Source organism: Mycobacterium alsense, assembly GCF_002086635.1.
Taxonomy (GTDB): domain Bacteria; phylum Actinomycetota; class Actinomycetes; order Mycobacteriales; family Mycobacteriaceae; genus Mycobacterium; species Mycobacterium alsense.
Map to the genome: position 1 here is coordinate 1 of NZ_MVHD01000029.1, position 19,200 is coordinate 19,200.

Annotated in this window: 17 protein-coding genes, 1 pseudogene and 1 riboswitch; of the genes and pseudogenes, 8 read left to right on the forward strand and 10 right to left on the reverse strand. The window is 69.8% G+C overall.

What is annotated here, in order from left to right; translation table 11 throughout:
• Positions 1-136 precede the first annotated feature (136 nt).
• The 7 genes from BST11_RS16305 to BST11_RS16335 all read right to left on the reverse strand — a co-directional run bounded on the left by BST11_RS16305 (position 137) and on the right by BST11_RS16335 (position 8,414).
• A complete protein-coding gene (locus BST11_RS16305; protein WP_083138972.1) occupies positions 137-1,516 on the reverse strand; it encodes a PPE family protein in 1,380 nt (459 codons plus the stop codon).
• Between the two features lie 323 nt (positions 1,517-1,839).
• Positions 1,840-1,901, reverse strand: a riboswitch (Fluoride riboswitch).
• A gap of 40 nt (positions 1,902-1,941) precedes the next feature.
• The gene (locus tag BST11_RS16310) at positions 1,942-3,048 is read right to left on the reverse strand and encodes a M24 family metallopeptidase (protein ID WP_083138973.1); all 1,107 of its coding nucleotides are present in this window, start codon (positions 3,046-3,048) and stop codon (positions 1,942-1,944) included.
• Positions 3,038-4,282 carry a M24 family metallopeptidase gene (locus BST11_RS16315; RefSeq protein ID WP_083138974.1) on the reverse strand — a complete coding sequence of 415 codons (1,245 nt, stop codon included), beginning with the start codon at positions 4,280-4,282 and terminating at the stop codon, positions 3,038-3,040. The genes BST11_RS16310 and BST11_RS16315 overlap by 11 nt, the downstream gene beginning before the upstream one ends.
• Positions 4,279-5,451, reverse strand: coding sequence for an amidohydrolase family protein (locus BST11_RS16320; RefSeq protein ID WP_083138975.1), 1,173 nt, complete (start codon positions 5,449-5,451; stop codon positions 4,279-4,281). Before BST11_RS16320 ends, BST11_RS16315 begins: the two co-directional genes overlap by 4 nt.
• 28 nt (positions 5,452-5,479) lie before the next feature.
• Positions 5,480-6,445, reverse strand: a complete 966-nt coding sequence (locus BST11_RS16325) for an SDR family oxidoreductase (protein WP_083138976.1) — start codon at positions 6,443-6,445, stop codon at positions 5,480-5,482.
• Entirely contained in the window at positions 6,439-7,662 is a 1,224-nt protein-coding gene (locus tag BST11_RS16330) for a cytochrome P450 (RefSeq protein ID WP_083138977.1), read from the reverse strand. Before BST11_RS16330 ends, BST11_RS16325 begins: the two co-directional genes overlap by 7 nt.
• Before the next feature lie 74 nt (positions 7,663-7,736).
• Positions 7,737-8,414 (reverse strand): TetR/AcrR family transcriptional regulator, encoded by a 678-nt coding sequence (locus BST11_RS16335; protein ID WP_083138978.1) that lies wholly within the window; start codon positions 8,412-8,414, stop codon positions 7,737-7,739.
• A gap of 237 nt (positions 8,415-8,651) precedes the next feature.
• On the opposite strand from BST11_RS16335, the gene BST11_RS16340 reads away from it, so the two are divergent.
• Positions 8,652-9,374, forward strand: coding sequence for a class I SAM-dependent methyltransferase (locus BST11_RS16340; RefSeq protein WP_142276390.1), 723 nt, complete (start codon positions 8,652-8,654; stop codon positions 9,372-9,374).
• Positions 9,375-9,416: 42 nt separating this feature from the next.
• On the opposite strand, the gene BST11_RS28585 is transcribed toward BST11_RS16340, so the two are convergent.
• On the reverse strand, positions 9,417-10,073 hold the full coding sequence (locus BST11_RS28585; protein ID WP_158086797.1) for a TetR/AcrR family transcriptional regulator: 657 nt from the start codon (positions 10,071-10,073) through the stop codon (positions 9,417-9,419).
• Positions 10,074-10,125: 52 nt separating this feature from the next.
• Between BST11_RS28585 and BST11_RS16350 the strand changes: the two genes are divergently transcribed.
• Together BST11_RS16350 and BST11_RS16355 are read left to right on the forward strand one after the other, a co-directional pair.
• Positions 10,126-11,418, forward strand: a complete 1,293-nt coding sequence (locus BST11_RS16350; protein WP_083138980.1) for a glycosyltransferase — start codon at positions 10,126-10,128, stop codon at positions 11,416-11,418.
• Between the two features lie 88 nt (positions 11,419-11,506).
• Entirely contained in the window at positions 11,507-12,619 is a 1,113-nt protein-coding gene (locus BST11_RS16355) for a sulfite oxidase (RefSeq protein ID WP_083138981.1), read from the forward strand.
• A 14-nt stretch (positions 12,620-12,633) separates the two neighbouring features.
• On the opposite strand, the gene BST11_RS16360 is transcribed toward BST11_RS16355, so the two are convergent.
• Both BST11_RS16360 and BST11_RS16365 read right to left on the reverse strand, forming a co-directional pair.
• The gene (locus tag BST11_RS16360; protein ID WP_083139017.1) at positions 12,634-13,269 is read right to left on the reverse strand and encodes a hypothetical protein; all 636 of its coding nucleotides are present in this window, start codon (positions 13,267-13,269) and stop codon (positions 12,634-12,636) included.
• Positions 13,270-13,385: 116 nt separating this feature from the next.
• Entirely contained in the window at positions 13,386-14,195 is an 810-nt protein-coding gene (locus BST11_RS16365) for a SigB/SigF/SigG family RNA polymerase sigma factor (protein WP_083138982.1), read from the reverse strand.
• Between the two features lie 642 nt (positions 14,196-14,837).
• On the opposite strand from BST11_RS16365, the gene BST11_RS16370 reads away from it, so the two are divergent.
• The 5 genes and pseudogenes from BST11_RS16370 to BST11_RS28590 all read left to right on the forward strand — a co-directional run.
• Positions 14,838-15,719, forward strand: a complete 882-nt coding sequence (locus BST11_RS16370; protein WP_142276392.1) for an SDR family NAD(P)-dependent oxidoreductase — start codon at positions 14,838-14,840, stop codon at positions 15,717-15,719.
• Positions 15,720-15,773: 54 nt separating this feature from the next.
• On the forward strand, positions 15,774-17,030 hold the full coding sequence (locus BST11_RS16375; protein ID WP_083138984.1) for an FAD-dependent oxidoreductase: 1,257 nt from the start codon (positions 15,774-15,776) through the stop codon (positions 17,028-17,030).
• Positions 17,031-17,053: 23 nt separating this feature from the next.
• The gene (locus BST11_RS16380) at positions 17,054-17,623 is read left to right on the forward strand and encodes a DUF4389 domain-containing protein (protein ID WP_083139018.1); all 570 of its coding nucleotides are present in this window, start codon (positions 17,054-17,056) and stop codon (positions 17,621-17,623) included.
• A complete protein-coding gene (locus BST11_RS16385) occupies positions 17,620-18,258 on the forward strand; it encodes a class I SAM-dependent methyltransferase (RefSeq protein WP_083138985.1) in 639 nt (212 codons plus the stop codon). Before BST11_RS16380 ends, BST11_RS16385 begins: the two co-directional genes overlap by 4 nt.
• A gap of 101 nt (positions 18,259-18,359) precedes the next feature.
• Positions 18,360-18,911, forward strand: a pseudogene (locus BST11_RS28590) (PPE family protein); the annotation flags it as partial.
• Positions 18,912-19,200 lie beyond the last annotated feature (289 nt).

Genomic DNA, 19,200 nt, shown 5'->3' on the forward strand with positions numbered 1-19,200 from the left:
CCACCACATCTAGACCACGGCCAACCCCGCACCAACCCCTACCACCACCCCGAACGCTTCACCACCAACCACGACGAAGACGACGAAGACGACAACGACAACGACAACGAAGACGACCCCTAGCCGGCTAGGCCGCTCAGTAACTGAGAAAGTGTTGTTCGCGCACTTGACCTTCCGTCGGGTCGTACTCCTGGAGTTTCGCGAGGAGCGACTGCGCCCGCACCGCGAGTTCTCCCAACTCGGCGGCGATTTCTGCCACCGGTCCATCCTGCGGCCGCTGACCATCCCGCGGCTGCTTTTGGTTCTCTCGGTTGGCTACCCTGACGCGTTCGCCGCCGCGACGGGGGGAGGCGGCGCTACCGACGGCGCCCCCGGCGAGACCGGCCAGCCCCATGCCGCTGAACAGATTGGCGGCACTACCGATTTCGGGGGCGGCCTCGGCGCCCATTATCGGCAGCGCGTATGCAACGGGGCGGACTTCCGGGGCGGCCGACACCCAGCCCGACGGCACCGACAACCCACCGACCGAGGCTCCCCGGCCCGTATCCGCGGCCACCAATTGCGCCGACGCGGTGGACGGCTCGCCGACGCCGCCGGCGCCGCCCGCAATCCACTGCGGCAGCATGGCGGCTCCCGGCCCGTCTCCGATGAACGGCCCCTCACCCCTGGCGAAATCGCGGTCGGCGTTGATCCGCAGGGCGCGCACCGTCGTCGTCGCCGACACCGACGACGCGGACCCGCTGAAAACGGATGCCGGGGCGGCGATCCCGGCCGCGACCGTGTCGATGCCCGCCACCGGGATCGCCAGCGCAGTCAGGGCGGTTCCCAGGCTGGACAGCGCGGACGTTCCCGGCCCGAGCAGAGCGGCGACCGTCGATGTCGTCGCGGCCGATTTTGCGATGCCTTGCAGCGCCTGCGGCAGCATCGACATGAGCTGCAGGCCGCTCGACATGATCGCCTGCGCGGCCGCCTGGCCCTCCATCCCCGCCGCGCTGGTGGTGGGTGGCGGCAAGGTGAATGGCGTCAACTTGGCCGCCGCCGCCGACGAGCCGGCGTAGCCGTACATCGCGGCGGCGTCCTGGGCCCACATCTCGGCATACTGGGCCTCGGTGGCCGCGATCGCGGGGGTGTTCTGTCCGAAAATGTTTGTCGAGACCAGCGCTACCAACAGGCTGCGGTTGGCGGCGATCACCGGTGGCGGCACCGTCATGGCAAACGCCGCCTCATAGGCCGCCGCTGCGGCGCCGGCTTGTGTGGCGGCCTGCTCAGCCTGCTCAGCGGTCGCGGTGATCCACGCCTCGTAGGGCCCGGCCGCCGCCGCCATCGCCGCCGACGCGGGCCCCAGCCACGGCCCACTGCTAAGCCCCGACACCACCGACCGGTAAGAGCCCGCCGTGGAATGCAGTTGGGCGGCGAGTCCATCCCAGGCCGCGGCGGCCGCCAGCATCGGCCCCGCGCCCGAGCCGGCATACATCCGCCCGGAGTTGATCTCCGGCGGCAACGTCACGAAATCCATTGCCACACCTCTCAACTCGCCGACAGCCGCCACAACGTTGGCCGTCTCCGTGGCCGCATACGACGTCGCACTCGCACCCAACGTGCTGACGAACGGTCATGCGCCGCCTCCGCCTGGGCGCTAATCGCCTGGCAGATCTCCGCATGCACGGCGGCAGCCGCCGTCGGGACTTCCGGCTGTGCGGTCACGAATGACATGAGATTTCCTTTCCACGGGTGAGCGATCGAAGGGAGATACCGCTACTTGCCGCAACACGCAGGGATTCGCGTGAGATAAGAGATAAGCGGTCATCGCCGATCACCTGCCTCACACCCTTAGCGCAAGCACGGGTAGAAGCCATCAGCCAGGTGCGGCGGTTACGGCGAGCTTCATCGCCTATCCGCGATGTTAACGTCGGCTCAATCGCGCACGCAACGCCCGCCGGTTCAGGCCTGCCACGACGGGCTGCTCGTCAGCACCTCGGCGCCGTCGTCGGTGATATGAACCGTGTCGCGTCGGAACACCATCCCGACGCCCTCTTGCCACACGTGGCCGGAAATCGCGAGCACCATCCCCGTCTCCAAACGTTCGTCGGCGCCCGCGAGCTCCCCTGACACGACGGGCGGGTCGAAACCCAGCCCCAGGCCGTGCGCGACGGGCATCGGCGGCAGCGGCTCGCCGGCCGCCTCGTAGGCGTCGAGGAGCCCGCGCACGGGCGCACCGGGGCGACACGCGCCAAGCAGCTTGTCGTGCAGCGCATCCGACCGGGCGTACAGCCCGCGGGCGCCCCCGCCGTCGCCGGCCACCCACGTCCGGCCCACCTCGCCGACATACCCGTCCGCCAGCGCGCCGGCGGCCAACGCGACGAGGTCGCCGGGCTCCACGGGACGGTTGACGCGCCGCCACGGGTGCTCCCGCGACGTCACCCACGCGACGTCCTGGCTGGCCGGCGTGCTCACCCCGCCGGCCGCCATGGCCTGCAGCGCGGCCCCGGCCAGCGTCCGCTCGGCCACCCCCGGCCGCAATTCGGCGACGGCGGAGGCCAACCCGCGTTCCGCGACGCGCAGCGCCGGGCCCATCGCCGCGATTTCGTCGGGCGTCTTGACGCGGCGTGCGGCGGCCATGGCGGGCTCGCCGTCGACGAGATCGGCGTTGGGGAAGGCCTCGGGCAGCAGCGCCGCGAAAGTCGGTGTGATGGCGTCGGTTCCGACCCGCCGCGCGGTCGCGGCGCCGTCGATGTTCTTCAGCACGTCGATGAGGGTCATCGGGTTCCAGGCCAACCCGTAGAGGCGATCGCGCCCGATCTCGTCCGGGACCCCCTCGTCGTCGGTGCTGTTGAGGTAGATGTCCCCGGTGTCGCGCACGACGACGCAGACCGGGCCGAAGGGCCGCGTCCCGGCGATCCAGAGTTGCGGGGCGCCGGTGACGTAACGGACGTTGGCCTGGCGCCCCAGCACCAGGATGTCGAGGTCGTGGGCGCGCATCTGCGCCAGCGCCCGTTCCCGACGCCCCGCCCGCAATCGGAGGGGGTCGGGCGCGATTTCAGTCGCCATAGGGCGCATACGGGTAGTCGGTGATCGGCACGTAGCCGTCCTCGGTGATCACCACGATCTCCTCACTGCGGTAGCCGCCGGTGCCGTCCTCCCACACGACCGGTTCGAGCACCAGCACCATCCCGGGCGGAAACACGAAGTTGTCGTCGAACTCCTCGCCGAGATCCGTTCCGATCATTGGGGCTTCGGCCGGGTAGGTGCCGATGCCGTGGCCCAGATAGAAGTGCGGCAGCCACGGCTTGCGGCCGCCGTTGGCGGCGATGGCCGCCCGCGCGAGGTCCCCGGACGTGACGCCGGCCTTGGTCACGGCGAGCACTTCGTCGAGGATGGCTCGCCACTGCCGGAATTGGTCCTGCTGCCGCCGGGACGGTTTGTCGCCGACCAGCCAGGTTCGCCCGAAGTCCGAGCAGTATCCGGCGTAGCTGATGCTGATGTCGGTCCACAGCACGTCGCCGGCGGCCAATTCGCGGGCGGTGGGCAGCAGCGGCAGCGCGAGATCGCCGTGGGTCGTCCACACGCCGGTCGCCCGCGATTGGGGCATCACCTGCCAGATGGCCTCGAGCATGTTGGTGGTGGCGCCCAGTTCGAACGCGCGCCGGACCAGCTGGGCCGACAGGTCGATCTGCCGCACCCCAGGCGCCAGCGCGGCCTGCACGTCGGCCACGGCGCGCTCGGTGATGCGGGTGGCCCGGCGCAGGCAGGAAAGCTCGTCCCGCGTCTTGACCAGCTGGGCGGCGCCGACCACGATCGCCGCGTCCGACGGCGGGCCCGACGGGAACAGCGTGTCGGCCGCCCGCCGCATCGCGCCGGTGAGCTCGTCGACGGCGACGGCCGCGCCCCGCGGGACCAGCCCGGCCAGCCTTCGGGCGAAATCCCTGACGCCCTGGTCGAATTCGAGGTAAACGGGGTCGTGCAGGTGGTCGGCGGGCACCGGGGGATCGGGTGGCTCCAGAAACGAGCCGGCGCGATGCGGCATGAACAGATGCGGGTGCGCGTCGCCGGCCAGGACGACGGCCACCGGGCGCTCCACGTGCGAGAGGCCCGCGTCCAGCAACGGCCAGCTGGCGCCGGTCGCATACCCGACGTAGCCGTTCATCAGCAGGACGAGCGCGTCGACGCCGTGCTCGGCCATCGCCGCGCGCAGCCGCGCCCCCGTCTCGGCACGCATGCGCGCAAAGTCCGGCTCGGCGGGGATGTCCACCAGCGAGCCGCGGGCCGTCAGCGAATGGGTCATCCCGGAAGACCCAGGAACTTCCTGATGTTGCCGCTGACCACGCGGACGGCGTCCTCGGGGCCCAGCGCGTCGACCACCGCGGCCAGCGACCGCTCCGAGTAGCCGAACGTGCTCTCGTTGTGCGGGTAGTCGGATGACCACATCACCTTGTCGACGCCGATCTCCCCGATCTGGTTGAGCCCCAGGCCGTCGACCATGAACGACGCGCTCATGTGGATGTCCCAGTAGTGGCGGATGTCGTGCTCGGGGTGGCGTCTGAGCATGTGCCGGTAGGAGGCCAGCACGTGCTCGGCGTCCTGCAGGGCGGGCGGGACCCAGGCGATCCCGCCCTCGAACCAGCCCACGCGCAGGCCGGGATGTCGGTCGAGGATGCCGCCGAAGACGTACTTGGAGAACATTTCCCGGAACGAGTCGATGTTGACCATCATGGCGACGGCGACGCTGTTGACCTCGCTCGGGCACTTGGGCTGGCTTTCGCCGATGTGGTGGGTGACGGGCAGCCCGGCTTCTTCGATCTCGTCCCACACGGCGCTCATCGCCGCGCCGGAGAAGTCGATGACGCGACCGTTGTCGTCGTTGCCCGGGTTCAGCGGCATCAGAAAAGTCTTGAGCCCCAGCGATTTGAGCTCCGCCAGCGTGCGCCGGGTTCCGCGCGGATCCCACCAGTTGATCAGGCCCACGCCGTAGCAGTGGCCGTTGGAGCGCTCCTGCACGGAGGCGATGTGTTCGTTGTAGATGCGCAGAATCCGTTCGCGCAGGTCCTTGTCGGGATAGTGGAACAGCGCGAGCACCGCGTTGGGGAAGACCAGCTCCTTGTCGACCCCGTCCTCGGCGAGTTCGCGGATGCGGGCGTCGACGTTGTTCGTGGCGGCGCCGGCCAGGTCGTCGTATTGCATGAGCACCGCGCTGAAATCCCCGACCACCATCGACTGTCCCGGGCGGCCCAGCAGGTAGGCGCCGTCCTCGTACCAGATGCGCGGCGCCTGGTCCTTGAGGTCGTCCGGGAACCGCTCGTAGAAGATGTCGTCGGCGACCGAGATGTGGTTGTCGGCCGAGAAGACCTCCGTGCCGGCGGGCAGGCCGGTGGCGGACCGCGCGGCGTGACCTCGGCGGTGCTTGGGCGCGCCGATCACGCCCTCGGGGTACACGGTTCGGCTTGGCGTCGTCATCGGCCCTCCGTTTCGATCACCGCCCATATCATCGCGGATACGTGACGCCGGTGAGTTGTTCGGACAGCTCCCACAGCCGCGCCATGTCGGCCTGGCTGCGCGCCAACCGCGGCATCCCGGCGAAAGTGACGCCGCCCCCGGCGGTTTCGTACAGCCCGCGGGGGCCGTAGTAGGTGCCGCCATGGGCGTCGCCCGACACCGCCGCGTACAGGGTGGGCTTTATGCCCTCGTCGGCGTCGAGCCACATGAACGGCAGCAGCCGCCAGGTCAGCCGGGTGAGCCGCGCCTGCAGCGTCGGCCGGTCGCGGCCGTAGGATGCGCCGCTGAGCAGGTTGGTCTTGCTCAGCCCGGGGTGCGCGGCGTTCGACATCAGCCCCCAGTCGCTGAGGCGGCTGCGCCGGTCCAGTTCGATCGCGAACATCAGTTGCGCCAGCTTGGCCAACCCGTAGGAGCGCATGGGTTTGTAGCCGCGCCGCGCGTTCACGCCGGCCACAGTGTCGGCATCCCCGAGATCGAGGTTGCGCTGGGTGGCGGCGATGCTGCTGACCGTTACCACGCGCGCGGACCCCGCGGCGCGCAGCAGGGGGAGCAGGTGCCCGGTCAACGCGAAGTGGCCCAGATGGTTGGTGCCGAACTGCAATTCGAAGCCGTCCCGCGTTTCCTGTCGCTGCGGCGGGGTCATGACGCCGGCGTTGTTGATCAGGATGTCGATCGGGCGGCCATCCGCGGCCAGCTCCTCACCCAGCGCCGCAACGCTTTTCAGCGACGACAGGTCCAGATGCCTGATGGCCAGCTTGGCCGACGGCGCCTCGCGGCGGATCTCGGCGATGGCGGCTTCGCCCTTGGTCCGGCAGCGAATCGCCATCACGACGTCGGCGCCCGCGGCCGCCAGCCGCTTGGCCAGGCCGAGCCCCAGGCCGCTGTTGGCCCCGGTCACGACCGCGAACCTGCCGGAAAGGTCCGGCACCTCCAGGCGCAGGTCGGGCTTCACCATGTCACGGGGAGCTCGTAGACGCCGTAGGCGAGCGTGTCGTGCTTGAACGGCAGCTCCTCGAGCGGCACCGCCAGCCGCAGCGTCGGAACGCGGCGCAGCAGGGTGGGCAAAACGATCTGTAATTCCATGCGGGCCAGCTGCTGACCGACGCATTGGTGGCGGCCGTAGCCGAACCCGACGTGCGCGCCGTCGTCACGGAGCAGGTCCAGCCGATCCGGGTCGGGGAATTGGCGCGGATCCCAGTTCGCCGGGGCGACGTCGAGGATGATGCCCTCGCCGGCGCGGATCGTCTCGCCGCCGACCTCGATGTCCTCGACCGCGATCCGCCGCTGACCGGTCTGGATGATGCTCAGATACCGCATCAGCTCCTCGACCGCGGTGGCGATCACCTTGGGATCGTCGGAGTCGCGCAGCAGCGCCCGCTGGTCGGGGTGCTCGAGCAGGGCGGCGATGCTCAGGCTGATCATGTTGGCGGTGGTCTCGTGACCGGCGATCAGCACGCCGAGCGCCAGCTGTGTGGCCTCCCGGACGCTGAGCTCCTCCGAGTTGACCCGCTCGGCGAGGTCGGACACCAAATCCTCGGAGGGGCTCACCATCTTGGCGCGGATCAGCTTGGCGATGTACTTCGCCAGCGAGGCGGCGCCCTGAGCGGTGTCCTCTTCGGTCGCGTACCGCCCCGTGCCCCGTTGCGCCTGTTCCTGGAAGAAATCCGCGTCCTCGTAGGGCACGCCCAACAGCTCGCTGATCACCAGCGAGGGGACCGGCAGCGCCACGGTGCCGACGGCGTCGCCGGGGTTGGGGCCGGCCAACAGGGCGTCGATGCGCTCGTCGGCGATCTTCTGCACCGCCGGGCGCAGCCCCTCGACACGCTTGAAGGTGAACGGTTTCGACAGCATCCGGCGGAACCGGGTGTGCTCCTCGGCGTCGGAGGTGAACACCGACCGCGGCCTGGTGTGGACCGTCGCCAGCATTCCCTCGTTCCAGTGCGGGTATCCCGGGAGCCGGTCGTCGACGCTGGTCCGCGGGTCGGTGAACAGCGCCCGGATCGCGTCATAGCCGTGGATCAACCACGGCGTGCTGCCGTCCCAGATCCGCACCCTGCTGAGCTGCCTGGATTCGTTGAGCGCCAACGCCTCCGGAGGGGGCGCGAAGGGGCAACCGGGTGCCCGCGTCATCGGGAATTCCGGCACATCGGTGGTGGTCGAGATGTCGGTCATCGTCCTCCTCGGGATGCTCAGTGTTTCTCGGGATGCTCAGTGTTTCTCGGGATGCTCAGTGTTTCTCGGGATGCTCAGTCGCCCGCCGCACCCACGTGCACCGGCGCACGCCACAGCCCGACGATGGCGTCGATCAGCCCTTCGGCGGCGACGGGCCAGCTGGAACGCGACCGCGGTCCGTGCTCGGCCAGCGCGCCCTCGTGCTCGGCGCAGGTGTGCATAAGTAGGTTGCGCACCATCACGATTCGCTCGACCCGCACCCGGTTGGGCAGGTCGGGAAGGCAGCGGTTGATGCCCTCGATCGTCTGGACCAGCTTGGGCGACGTGAGCGCGTCCTTGGTGACGACGTGGCGGTACGTGGGGTCGGCCATCGCCTGGGCGGCGAACCGCGCATACCAGCTGGGGGTGCCCAGCGCGGCCAGGTGATCGGTGAGCGGGCGCACCAGGGTGCCCACCCAGTCCCGCAGCTCGGTCGAGTCGCCGACGTCGGCGAGCATCTGCGCGCGCAGCCGCTCGATCGGCTCCCGGTGCTTGCTTTCGATCGCCCGCAGCAGGTCGGTCCTGGTGCCGAAGTGGTAGCAGGCGGCGGCGTTGTTGCCCTGCCCCGCGGCCTCGCTGATCTGCCGGTTGGACACGGCGTACATGCCGCGCTCGGCGAACAGCACCTCCGCGGCCGACAGCAGCGCCTCCCGGGTGCCCGTCGACCTCTCGGAGCGAGCCATGCGCTCGGCGGTCACCGCCCCAGTGAACACCGCGCATCGGATTAAATCAAGCCATTTATTTAGTACCCGTGGGCAGGCGGGGCTCTCGGCGCAAAACCGGTCCCGCTGTCCCCGGGCCCCGTCCCGGCGAGCGAATCGTGAAGTGGCAGAACGGGTCAGCGTTCGTGGGCGCAGGCACCGCGCCGGCGACTGGGCGCGGTTCGCAGGGTGAAATTGCCGTGATACATTTCCGGACGCCCTATCCCGGGGGTTGTGCGGAGGCTCACGATGCTCACTCGGCGATGGAACGAGTCGGACGAGGCCAAGAGCGGCTACGTCAAGGACCTGTTCTCGGCGCTGGCGCAGCGCTACAACGTGATGACCGACCTGTGGACGTTGGGGCTGCATCGCCTGTGGAAGCGGCAGGCCATGGAGTTGCTCGCGCTCCAGCCCGGCGAACGGGTGCTCGACGTCGCGACCGGTACGGGCGATTTGGCGTTCCTGGAGGAGGCCGCGGTCGGGCCGGACGGCCGGGTCGTGGGCGTCGACTCGTGCGTGCCGATGCTCGACGTCGCCCGGCAGCGGCGGCGCGGGGCCGTCGACTTCCAGGAGGGCGACGCCATGGACCTGCGGTTCCCGGATGCGTCGTTCGACGTGGTCACGATCGGCTTCGGGCTGCGCAACGTCGCCGACCGCGGCCAGGCGCTGCGCGAGTTCCACCGCGTCCTGAAACCGGGCGGCCGATTGCTGGTGCTCGACTTCAGCACGCCGACCTCGAAGACGCTGAAGGCCCTGCACGACGTGCTCTACTTCGGCGTGATGCCGAGGGTGGGCTGGGCCGTGGCCTGGCACCGCGACGCCCACCACTACACGGCCGATTCGATCCGCACCTGGCTGTCACGCGACGAGCTGAGCAAGATGATCGTCGACGCGGGCTTCGTCGACGCCCGCTACACCTCGCTGAGCACCGGGTTCGCGACGGTGCATTGCGGTTCGCGCCCAGCCGATTGACGCTCGGCCGTCAAGGCGCCGGATCACGGTGTGGCTATGGCGCTATGGCGACGCGAAAACGGTCTCGGCCAGCATGCGCCGGCACCACCCTTGGTAGGCCTGCGGGCTCCACCCGTCGCGGTGGACAACCCGCAGGTAGGTTTCGACGCTGCACAGCACCGCACAGGTCTCGACGAGTTCGTCGAACGCAACGTCGTCGCGCAGCCAGCCGCGATCGCGGAACACCTCGAGGACTCGCCGGGCCTGCGCGGTGATCCCCGCGATGAAATCGCTTTGGTACCGATCCAATTCGGGATCGAAGGCGGCGCCGCCATACAGCGCGGGTGCCAGGTGCGCCGTCCGTTCGTGCACGTCCGTCACCGCGGCGACGAGAAAGTCACGTGCCGCAACGGGGTCACCGATGGCGATCAGGTCGCGCCCGATATCCAGGTTGAGGATGTCGGCTTCGCCGCTCACGCCCAGCCCGGCGTATTCGAGGCAGGCGATCAGCAGGGCGGCCTTGGGTCCTTGCCCCTGGACGGTTTCGGCGGACACCCCGGCCGCGGCGGCGATTTTCGCAAGGGTCGTGCGCGCGTAACCGTCCGCTGCGAACAACTCCGCCGCCGCCGCCACCACGCGCGTGCGGGTCGCCTCGGCCTGCTGCCGGCGCAGCGTGGATCGATAGGGGCGTGGGTCGCTTGCTATTGACTTGGGTGCCACAGCAATGAATACTACATCATCGGCATAAAATGGGGGACGCGGGAGGCGCGCCATGTCATCCATCGTTATCGCGAGCATCCCCGCCCACGGACACATCACGCCGCTGCTCGCGGTGGCGCAGAACCTCGTCAAGCGCGGCGACGACGTGCGTTTCATCACCGGGTCGCACTTCGCGGACAAGGTCACCGCCACGGGCGCGACATTTTTGCCGCTGGTCGCCGAGGCGGACTTCGACCAAAACCTCCTCGCGACTTTTCCCGAACGCGCAAAGTTGAAGGGCGTCAAGGCGATCCGCTTCGACATCGAAAATGTCTTCGCGCGGCCCGCCAGGGCGCAGTACGAGACACTCATGGCCGCGCTTGCGGCGCAGCCCGCCGACGCCGTGCTCGCCGAACCCGTGTTCCTCGGCGCTGCATTCCTGCTCGCGCACCCACGCCCAACACGCCCCGCGGTCGTCATGTGCTCGGTGGTCCCGTTGTCCATCGATAGTCGCGACACCGCACCGTTCGGCATGGGATTTCCACCTTCCCGCGTGCTCAACCGGCAGCGCAACACCGCCCTGGCCGCACTGAACCGGCGGATATTTGGGCCCGCCTACCAACTCATTGACGAGTTGCACCGCGAGGTACACGGCACGGACATGCCGGGCACCATGCTCGACTGGGGCCGTCGCGCCGACGCGCTCGTGCAGTTCAGCGTTGCGTCGTTCGAATATCCCCGCTCCGACGCGCCCCCCAACCTGCACTTCGCCGGGCCGCTGTCGGCCACCGGCTCGCAGGCGCCGCTCCCCGAGTGGTGGGGTGACCTCGACGGAACCCGGCCCGTCGTCCACGTCACCCAGGGCACGGTCGCCAACACCGACTACGAGCAGGCGATCGCGCCGGCGCTGCGGGCGCTCAACGGCGAGGACGTGCTGGTGGTCGTCGCGACCGGCGGGCGGCCCGTGGATACGCTGCCGCCGCTGCCCCCGAACGCGCGCGCGGCGATGTTCCTGCCCTATGACGAATTGCTGCCCCGCACCGCGGTTTACGTGACGAACGGCGGTTACGGCGGCGTGCAGTACGCCTTGCGCTACGGGGTGCCCATCGTGGCCACCGGCGGCAAGGAGGACAAGCCCGAGGTCGGGGCCCGCGTCGCGTGGTCGGGCGTGGGGCGGCGCATCAGGAGTGAACGACCGACAACGCGCGCCCTGCGCCGCGACATTCTCGCCGTACTGAATCAGCCGCGCTATCGCCAGGCCAGCCGCCGGGTTGCGGCGGACATGGCGGCCGCCCCCGGTTTCGCGGGATTGGCCGACATCGTCGATCGGTTGGTCGCCGGCCCGGCGCGGGTGGCCAAGCCCTAGCCGCGAGAGTGCAACTGCCGACACGCGCTCTCGGGAAACATGTCGCCAGTTGCACTTTCGCGGGCACTCGGCGGCGACAATGAGTGCTATGACCCCGGCGACGGCAGTGTGGGATAAACGCGACGACATGATCGTGCGGGCGGACCTGCCGTACAACGCCGAGCCGCCGCCCGCGGTGCTGGCCGCCAGCGACATCACCCCGATCGATGCGTTCTATGCCCGCAATCACGGCCGGATCCCCGACACCGCGCCGCACCGGTGGCAACTGAGAGTCGACGGGCTGGTGCCACGGCCGCTCACGTTGACGTATGAGCGGTTGACCACCGAGTTCGACCACCACGACGTGGTGGCGACGCTGGCGTGCGCGGGCAATCGGCGCGCCGAGCTGCTGCGGGTGCGGCCCATACCGGGGAAGGAACCGTGGGCGCACGGGGCGATCTCGACCGCCCAGTGGCGCGGTGTCCGGCTGGCCGACGTCCTCGCGGCCGCCGGAGCGCATGACGGCGCGGATCCCGATGGGCTGCACGTCGCATTCGAAGCTACCGATGTCGCCGAAGAAGCCCGGCCGCCCCAGCCTTACGGCAGCTCGATCCCGCTGCCAAAGGCGATGTCGCCCGAAGTTCTGCTCGCATGGCGGATGAACGACGAACCCCTTCCGCGCGCCCACGGCGGTCCGGTCCGGGTGGTGGTGCCCGGATACATCGGCGCGCGCAGCGTCAAGTGGGTGACCGCGATCACGGTGCAGCCGGGCCCGTCGGAAAACTACTTCCAGTCACACGACTACCGCATCCTGCCCGCGGACGCCGATGTCGACGCGGTCGCCGCAGGTGAGGGCATCTCGCTCTCATCGCTGGCGCTCAACTGCGACATCCTCGACCCCACCGACGGCGATCGGGTGCCGCGTGGCCCGTTGACGATCCGCGGCTACGGGATCGTCGGCGACGGCCGCAGCGTCGAGCGGGTCGACCTGTCGCTCGACGACGGCCGCAGCTGGCGGCAGGCCGACCTGCACCGCGCGCCCAGCGAATGGTCGTGGCGGCCCTGGTCCCTGACCGTCGACGCGGTGCCCGGGCAGTTGCGCATCATCGCGCGCGCCTGGGACGACACCGGGGCGACCCAGCCGGAATCGGCCGCGTCCCTATGGAATCCGCGCGGATATGGAAACAACGCCTGGGCGAGGGTGGCATTGCGCGTCACATGAGGTCGGTTGGCCGGCTAGCCGCCCAGCCCCTTCTTGACCGCGTCGAGTTGCTTCTGGCCCACATCCGTCACGAAGTCCTCCGGCGGCAGCGACTCGGTCGGACCGTCGAATTCTAGCGTGACGAAGGCCCTGCCCTCGGTGAACATCAAGATCTGGACGCCCTTGGAGCCGTCCGGCGACTTTCCGGACACGGTCGTTCCGCCGGTCCCGACGTTGAACGGACGCGTGGTCGGATTTGTGACCGCGTTGCCCGGGTTGGCCTTGGCGGCGTTCAGCGCGTTCGTGGCCGCGGCGGGGTCGGCGAGGACCTGAACGGTGTCCTTGATCTGGTGGCTGTTGTCGTCGGTGCTGAACGTGATGGCGGCGCCCGGCTGCCCGTTCGGGTTGTTCGTCGGGGGGCCACCCATGAATTCAATCGGTGCGTCGATGTCCGAGGCCTTGATCAGCAGCCGGGTGTAGTCGTTCTGCTGGGCCGGTGCCGAGGAAGCCGGCGCCGTACTCGTCGCCGAGGTGGCCGATCCGGGCTTGGACGACTGTGACGTCGACGGTGACGTCGATTGTTTGCCGCCGCAACCCGCCACCGACACGGCCAGCGCCGCGGTCAGTCCAGCCGCCGCGAAACCCGTGACCACCGTCCGGGAAACCCTCATCGCATCGCGCTCCTTCCGGGCCGCCATCGGTGCGACACCGTCGACTCTTTCCGAATCGCACAGTACATGGCCTCGGGCCGGGGAAGGTCCGGTTGGGATGCTCGGCGGGTGGGGGCCTATCCCAGCTGATCGCGCAGGCAGCGCAGCGTGTTGGCCAGGATGCGAGAAACCTGCATCTGCGAAACGCCGATACGCTCGGCGATCTGGCTCTGGGTCATCGATTCGAAGAACCGCATGTGCAGCACCTGGCGTTCGCGCTGGGGGAGCGCGCTCAGCAGGACGCGCACGGCTTCGCGGTTGGTGATGTGTTCGATCCCCGGGTCGGTGTCGCCGACCGCGTCAGCCACCAGCCGGGGTTTGCCCGAACCGTCGGCGCTCATCGGTGCGTCGAGGGATTCCAGCCGGTAGGCGTCGCCGGCGACGAGGCATTCGATGATTTCCTCGCGCGGGACTTCCAGCACCTGAGCCAGTTCGCCGGCGGTGGGCGCGCGGCCCAGCTTTTGCGCCAAATCGCTTGTGGTCCGGCTGATTTGGACGTGCAGCTCGCGCAGCCGGCGCGGCACGCGCATACCCCAGCTGTAGTCGCGGAAGTAGCGCCGGACCTCACCCATCATGGTGGGAACCGCAAACCCGATGAAGCTGGGCCCCTTGTCGGGGTCGAATCGGTTGATGGCGTTCATCAGCCCGAGGCGTGCGACCTGGGTCAGGTCTTCGAGGCTTTCGCCGCGCCGGGCGAAGTGGCTGGCCACGTGGTCGGCCAGCGGCAGGCACCGGGACACGATGTCGTCGCGCTGGCGGGCGTATTCGCAAGATCCCGCCGGCATCCGGCGCAGCGCCACAAACATCTCGACGACGTCGTCGTAGGAGTCGTCCGTCTGCGCTCGTGTCGGCCGGGCGGGCCGGGGTCGGGTGGCTAAGTCGGTCATAGGCTGAATCGGATTTCCCGGTCCCGGCCCGTTCGGAGAATGTGTCTGAAAACGTCAGCGCACGAATGGATTTGCATCACTGGCCCACTTCCTGGGTCGTGTGCGACGGAGGCACCGCAGCTAGGTTGCACAGCCGCCTCCGCCGCACCGTATCCGTTGGACGTAGTCGCTAAACCAGCGCACGCAGTAGTAGGGGCGGGTGACAGGGCTTGATATCGGCTTGATACCGGCTTGATATCGGCTTGATATCGCCAGAGCCACTCCGAGCCCAGCCGTTGCGGCTGGTTGACCGCTTTGAGCTAAACGGCGACACGTCCAGAACGGACTTCATCAGTGACTATACCCGCCGTCACGAGAAACGGCGATTACTCGGCGCGGAGTAGGCCGCCATCGTGGCCGCCGATGTTCGCTGGTCGCCGGGGTTGCGACCGTCGCCGCTGGCCAGCGAGATGCCGCCCGGGGCGCGCCGGTAACCCATGGTCTTAGCGAGTTCATAAGAACGGTTCTCATTCGCCGGTCGCCTCGGTACTGTTCGGCTCATGTTGCCGACCCGACGAGACCGCGTCCTTCCGATGGCCCTCCAGAAGTCCACGCGCACAAGGCGTTCCGAATCGCGGCCCCATGTCTAACATGCCTGGCCCGATGCCTGAGCTGCTTGACGGTCGCGGCGTGGTGGTGGCGGGCGGCAGCCGCGGCATCGGGCGCGCCGTCGCCGAACTGATGTGCGACCTCGGCGCAGGGGTGGTCGTCAACGGCCGCGACGCCGACGCGGTGACCGAAACCGTCGCGGCGCTCGCGGAGACGGGCGGGCGCGCCATCCCGGTCGTCGGGGCCGCGGAAGACGAGCGCGTCGCCGGCGCTCTGGTCGACGAATGCGTGAGCGGGTTCGGCCGGTTGGACGCCGTGATCAATTGCGCCGGGGTCGCCGAACCGCCCGGCTCGTCGATCCTCGACGTCGCGCCGGAGGACTTCGACCGCCTGATCGGCGCGCACCTCGGCACCGCGTTTCACACCAGCCGCGCCGCGGCCCGCGTCATGGCCGCGCAGGGGCACGGGTCGATCGTCAACACCGGCTCGGCGGCCTTCCTCGGCGACTACGGCGGCACCGGCTACCCCGCGGGCAAGGGCGCGGTCAACGGGCTGACGATGGCCCTCGCCGCGGAGCTGAAGGCCCACGGCGTGCGGGCCAACGTGGTGTGTCCCGGCGCGCGGACCCGGCTGTGCACCGGCCCCGAGTACGAGCGGCACATCGAGGACCTGCACCGCCGCGGGTTGCTCGACGAGATGACGATGCGGGCCTCCCTGGACGTCCCCCCGGCGGCGTTCGCGGCCCCGATCTACGCCTACCTCGCCAGCGACCTGTCCCGCGAGGTGACGGGCCGAATTTTCGTCGCGGCGGGCGGATTCGTCGGCAGCTACGAGCGCCCGGAGCCGCGGGTGCTGGGCTATCGCGACCACCACGGCGCCGAACCGTGGTCGGTCGAGGACCTGCACGCGATGATCGGCGCGGCCAAAGCCATTTAACGGCCACCTGACGGCGGCGTGAACCGATCGGCGCGCGCCTACGTATCCCATGAAATGACACCGACGCGGCGCGCCGGGCGCGCTCTTCGGGTACTTGTCATCGGCGCCGGTGTGAGCGGCATATCCGTCGCGCGGGGGCTGCTGCGCGACGGCCACGACGTCACCGTCTTCGACCAGCGCAGGGATGCGAGCGCCGGCGGGGGCGCCGTGACCATCTGGTCCAACGGCGAGACCGTGCTCCGCCAGCTGGGCGTCCACATGGACGGGGCCGGGCAGCTGCTGTCCCGGGTGCGGGTCCTGACGTCGCGGGGGCACCGGCTCGCGACCCTGGACGTCGCCGCGATGGGGGACCGGCTGGGCGCGCCCGTGCGGATGGTGCCGCGCCGGGTCCTGCTGGAACGGCTGTTGGAGGGCTTCCCGGTGGACCGCATCCGGTGCGGGTCACGCGCGGTCGGTGTCGCCAGCACCCGCGCCGGCGTGGAGGTGGAATTCGAGGACGGCGGTGCGGCCGCCGGTGACGTCGTGATCGGGGCCGACGGCCTGCACTCCGTCGTGCGCGACGTCGTCGGCGCGGCGCCGGCCCAGCCGACCGGCTGGTGCAGCTGGCAGGGACTCATCACCGTCCCCGGGCTCGCCGGCGAGCGCGGGGCGATCATCGTCATCGGCGAGGGGGGAAACACCGGCGTGTGGCCGGCCGGCGGCGGCGAGGTGCAGTGGTGGTTCGACCTGCCGTGGTCCTACGACTTCGTCAGGCAGGCGCGTCCGATCGACGTCATCCGCTCCCAATTCGGCGGCTGGTCGAACGAGGTCGACCTCGTCCTGGCCAGGCTGACCGACGAAGACCTGGCGGATTCGCCGTACCCCCACTTCCGGCACCCCATCCCCGAGGTGTCGGTGCCGGGCCCGCTGACGTTGCTCGGCGACGCCGCCCACGCCATGCCGCCCACCCTGGCGCAGGGGACCAACCAGGCCCTGCTCGACACCATGGTGCTATGCCGGGCGCTGTCCGACGTGGGCCGCCGACCGCACGCCGGCGCCGGCGATTTCGCGGGGGACCTGTCACGCGAGCTGTGCGCCGCGCTGCGCTGGTACGAGAAGACCCGGCGACGCCGCGTCGGCGCCGTGTCCCGGGTCGCGTCGCTGCAAGTGGCCCACGGCGAGTCGATGCTGCGCCCCGCGGCGTTGATCTCCGACTCCCTGCACACCCGGATGCTGACCGCGTTCCTGCGGTGGACGAGCCACCGCCGGCTCTCGGCGGCGATCGATCGCGGCCTGGGGGCGGCCGTTCCCGTCCCGGCGGGCCGACGGTGACCGGCGCCGACGGCCCGGTGCGGGTGCGCGGCGAGCTCGACGCGCCCTCGCACCGGCTGTGGCTGGTCAAGTGGTGCGTGCTGGCCGTGCCGCACTATCCCATCCTGATCCTGCTGTACCTGGCGTATCCGGTGCTGACGGTCGTCGCCGGGGTCGCGATCCTGTGCACCGCGCGCTACCCGCGGCCGATCTTCGAGTTCAACGTCGGGGTGCTGCGGTGGTCGTGGCGGGTCATGAACTACCGGTTCCCGATGAACAGCACCGACCGGTACCCGCCCTTCACGCTGGCTTCGCGGCCCGATTATCCCGGCGATCTGGTGATCGACTATCCGGGCCGGCTCAGCAGGAGAGCCGTGCTGGTCAAGTGGTGGCTGCTGGGGCTCCCGCAGATCCTGCTGTGCTGGGCGATGGAACCGCTGCTGCAGGTGCTGTGCGTGATCTCGGCGCTGTGGTTGCTGTGCACCGGATCCCCCCATCGCGGCATGTTCGACCTCCTCATGGGCATCGTTCGGTGGCGCTACCGGGTGGCGGCGTATGTATCGTTGATGCGTGACGAGTATCCGCCGTACCGACTCGATCTAGGCGGCAGCTGACGCGCGCAAATCCGTTGTTCCCCTACGTATATCGGTTCGGTCAGCCCGTCTTCGACCGGCTTTTCTACAACCGGTACCGTCGAGCGGCGATCGCCGACGCGACCGGCCGGCTGCTGATGGTCGGCCTCGGGCCGGGGACCGACCTGAAGTTCCTGCCGCCCGCGGTGACCTCGGTCGCCGCCGTGGAACCGGTGCAGGCGTTCCGGCAGATGGCCGCCCGCCTCGCCGATCGGCACGGCGTCGCCGTCGACATCGTCGACGCCACGGGGGAGTCGATTCCCTTCCCGGACAACAGTTTCGATTCGGTCCACATCGGCCTGGTGTTGTGCTCGGTCGGCGATGTGGCCGCCACCCTGCGCGAGATCCGGCGTGTGCTGGTCCCGCGGGGCAGGTTGGTCGTGCTCGAGCACGTCCGCGGAACCGGCGCGACGGGCCGGCTGCAGGACCTGGTCGCCCGGCCCTGGTCGTGGCTGGCCGCCGGCTGTCACCCGAACCGCCGCACCGTCGACGCGATCGCGGCGGCCGGATTCGACACGACCGGGCTGCGCAGCGTCCGAACCCCGGTCCCGTTTCCGTGCAAACCGCACCTGCTGGGATTCGCCATCGCGATCGAGGACGCGCCGGCTTCGCGTTGAACCATCCGGCGGCCTATTTCGTGTAGCCGTACACGGGGCACGTCGTCGGTCATGACGCCGAGGCCATGGTCGTCGCGGGCCATGACGAATGGACTGTGGTGATGAATTTTTCGGTGTTGGCGCCGGAGATCAATTCGGCGCGGATGTTCGCGGGCGCGGGATCGGCCCCGATGTTGAACGCGGCCGCGGCGTGGGACGCGCTGGCCTCCGAGCTGGGGTCCGCGGCGTCGTCGTTTTCGTCGGTCACCTCGGGCCTGACGGATCAGGCCTGGCAGGGCCCGGCGTCGGCGGCGATGACCGGCGTGGCCGCCCGGTACGCGGGCTGGCTGAGCACGGCCGCGACCCAGGCGACCGGGGCGGCCGGGCAGGCCCGGGCGGCCGCCGGGGCGTTCGAGGCGGCGCGGGCGGCGACGGTCCACCCGCTGCAGGTGGCGGCCAACCGGACCGGCCTCGTGCAGTTGGTGATGTCGAACGTCTTCGGCCAGAACGCCCCCGCGATCGCGGCGGCCGAGGCCGAATACGAGCAGATGTGGGCCCAGGATGTGGCCGCAATGGTCGGCTATCACGCCGGCGCGTCCGCCGCCGCCGCGCAGCTGCCGGATTGGCAGCAGGCGGTGCACGGCCTGGCGACCCGGCTCGCCGCGGCACTGAGCCTCAGCCCGGTCACCAACCCCGTGCCCGGCGACCCGGACCTGATGAGCCAGACGAGTGGTTTCGCGGGCCTGGTGTCGAGCACGTCGCTCGCCGACCCCGACGACAACAACTTTGTCGCGACGAACCTCACGACCCCGCTGTTCTCCGCGATGGCCACCTCGGGGTTCGAACCCACGCTGGGGCTGGGGGCGCCGGGGCAGACCATCCTCACGTTCCAGAGCCCGGTGGCACCGTTCCTGAACAGCTCGATCGCGCTTCCGGTCACCGATCCGCTGGCGCCGCTGTTCA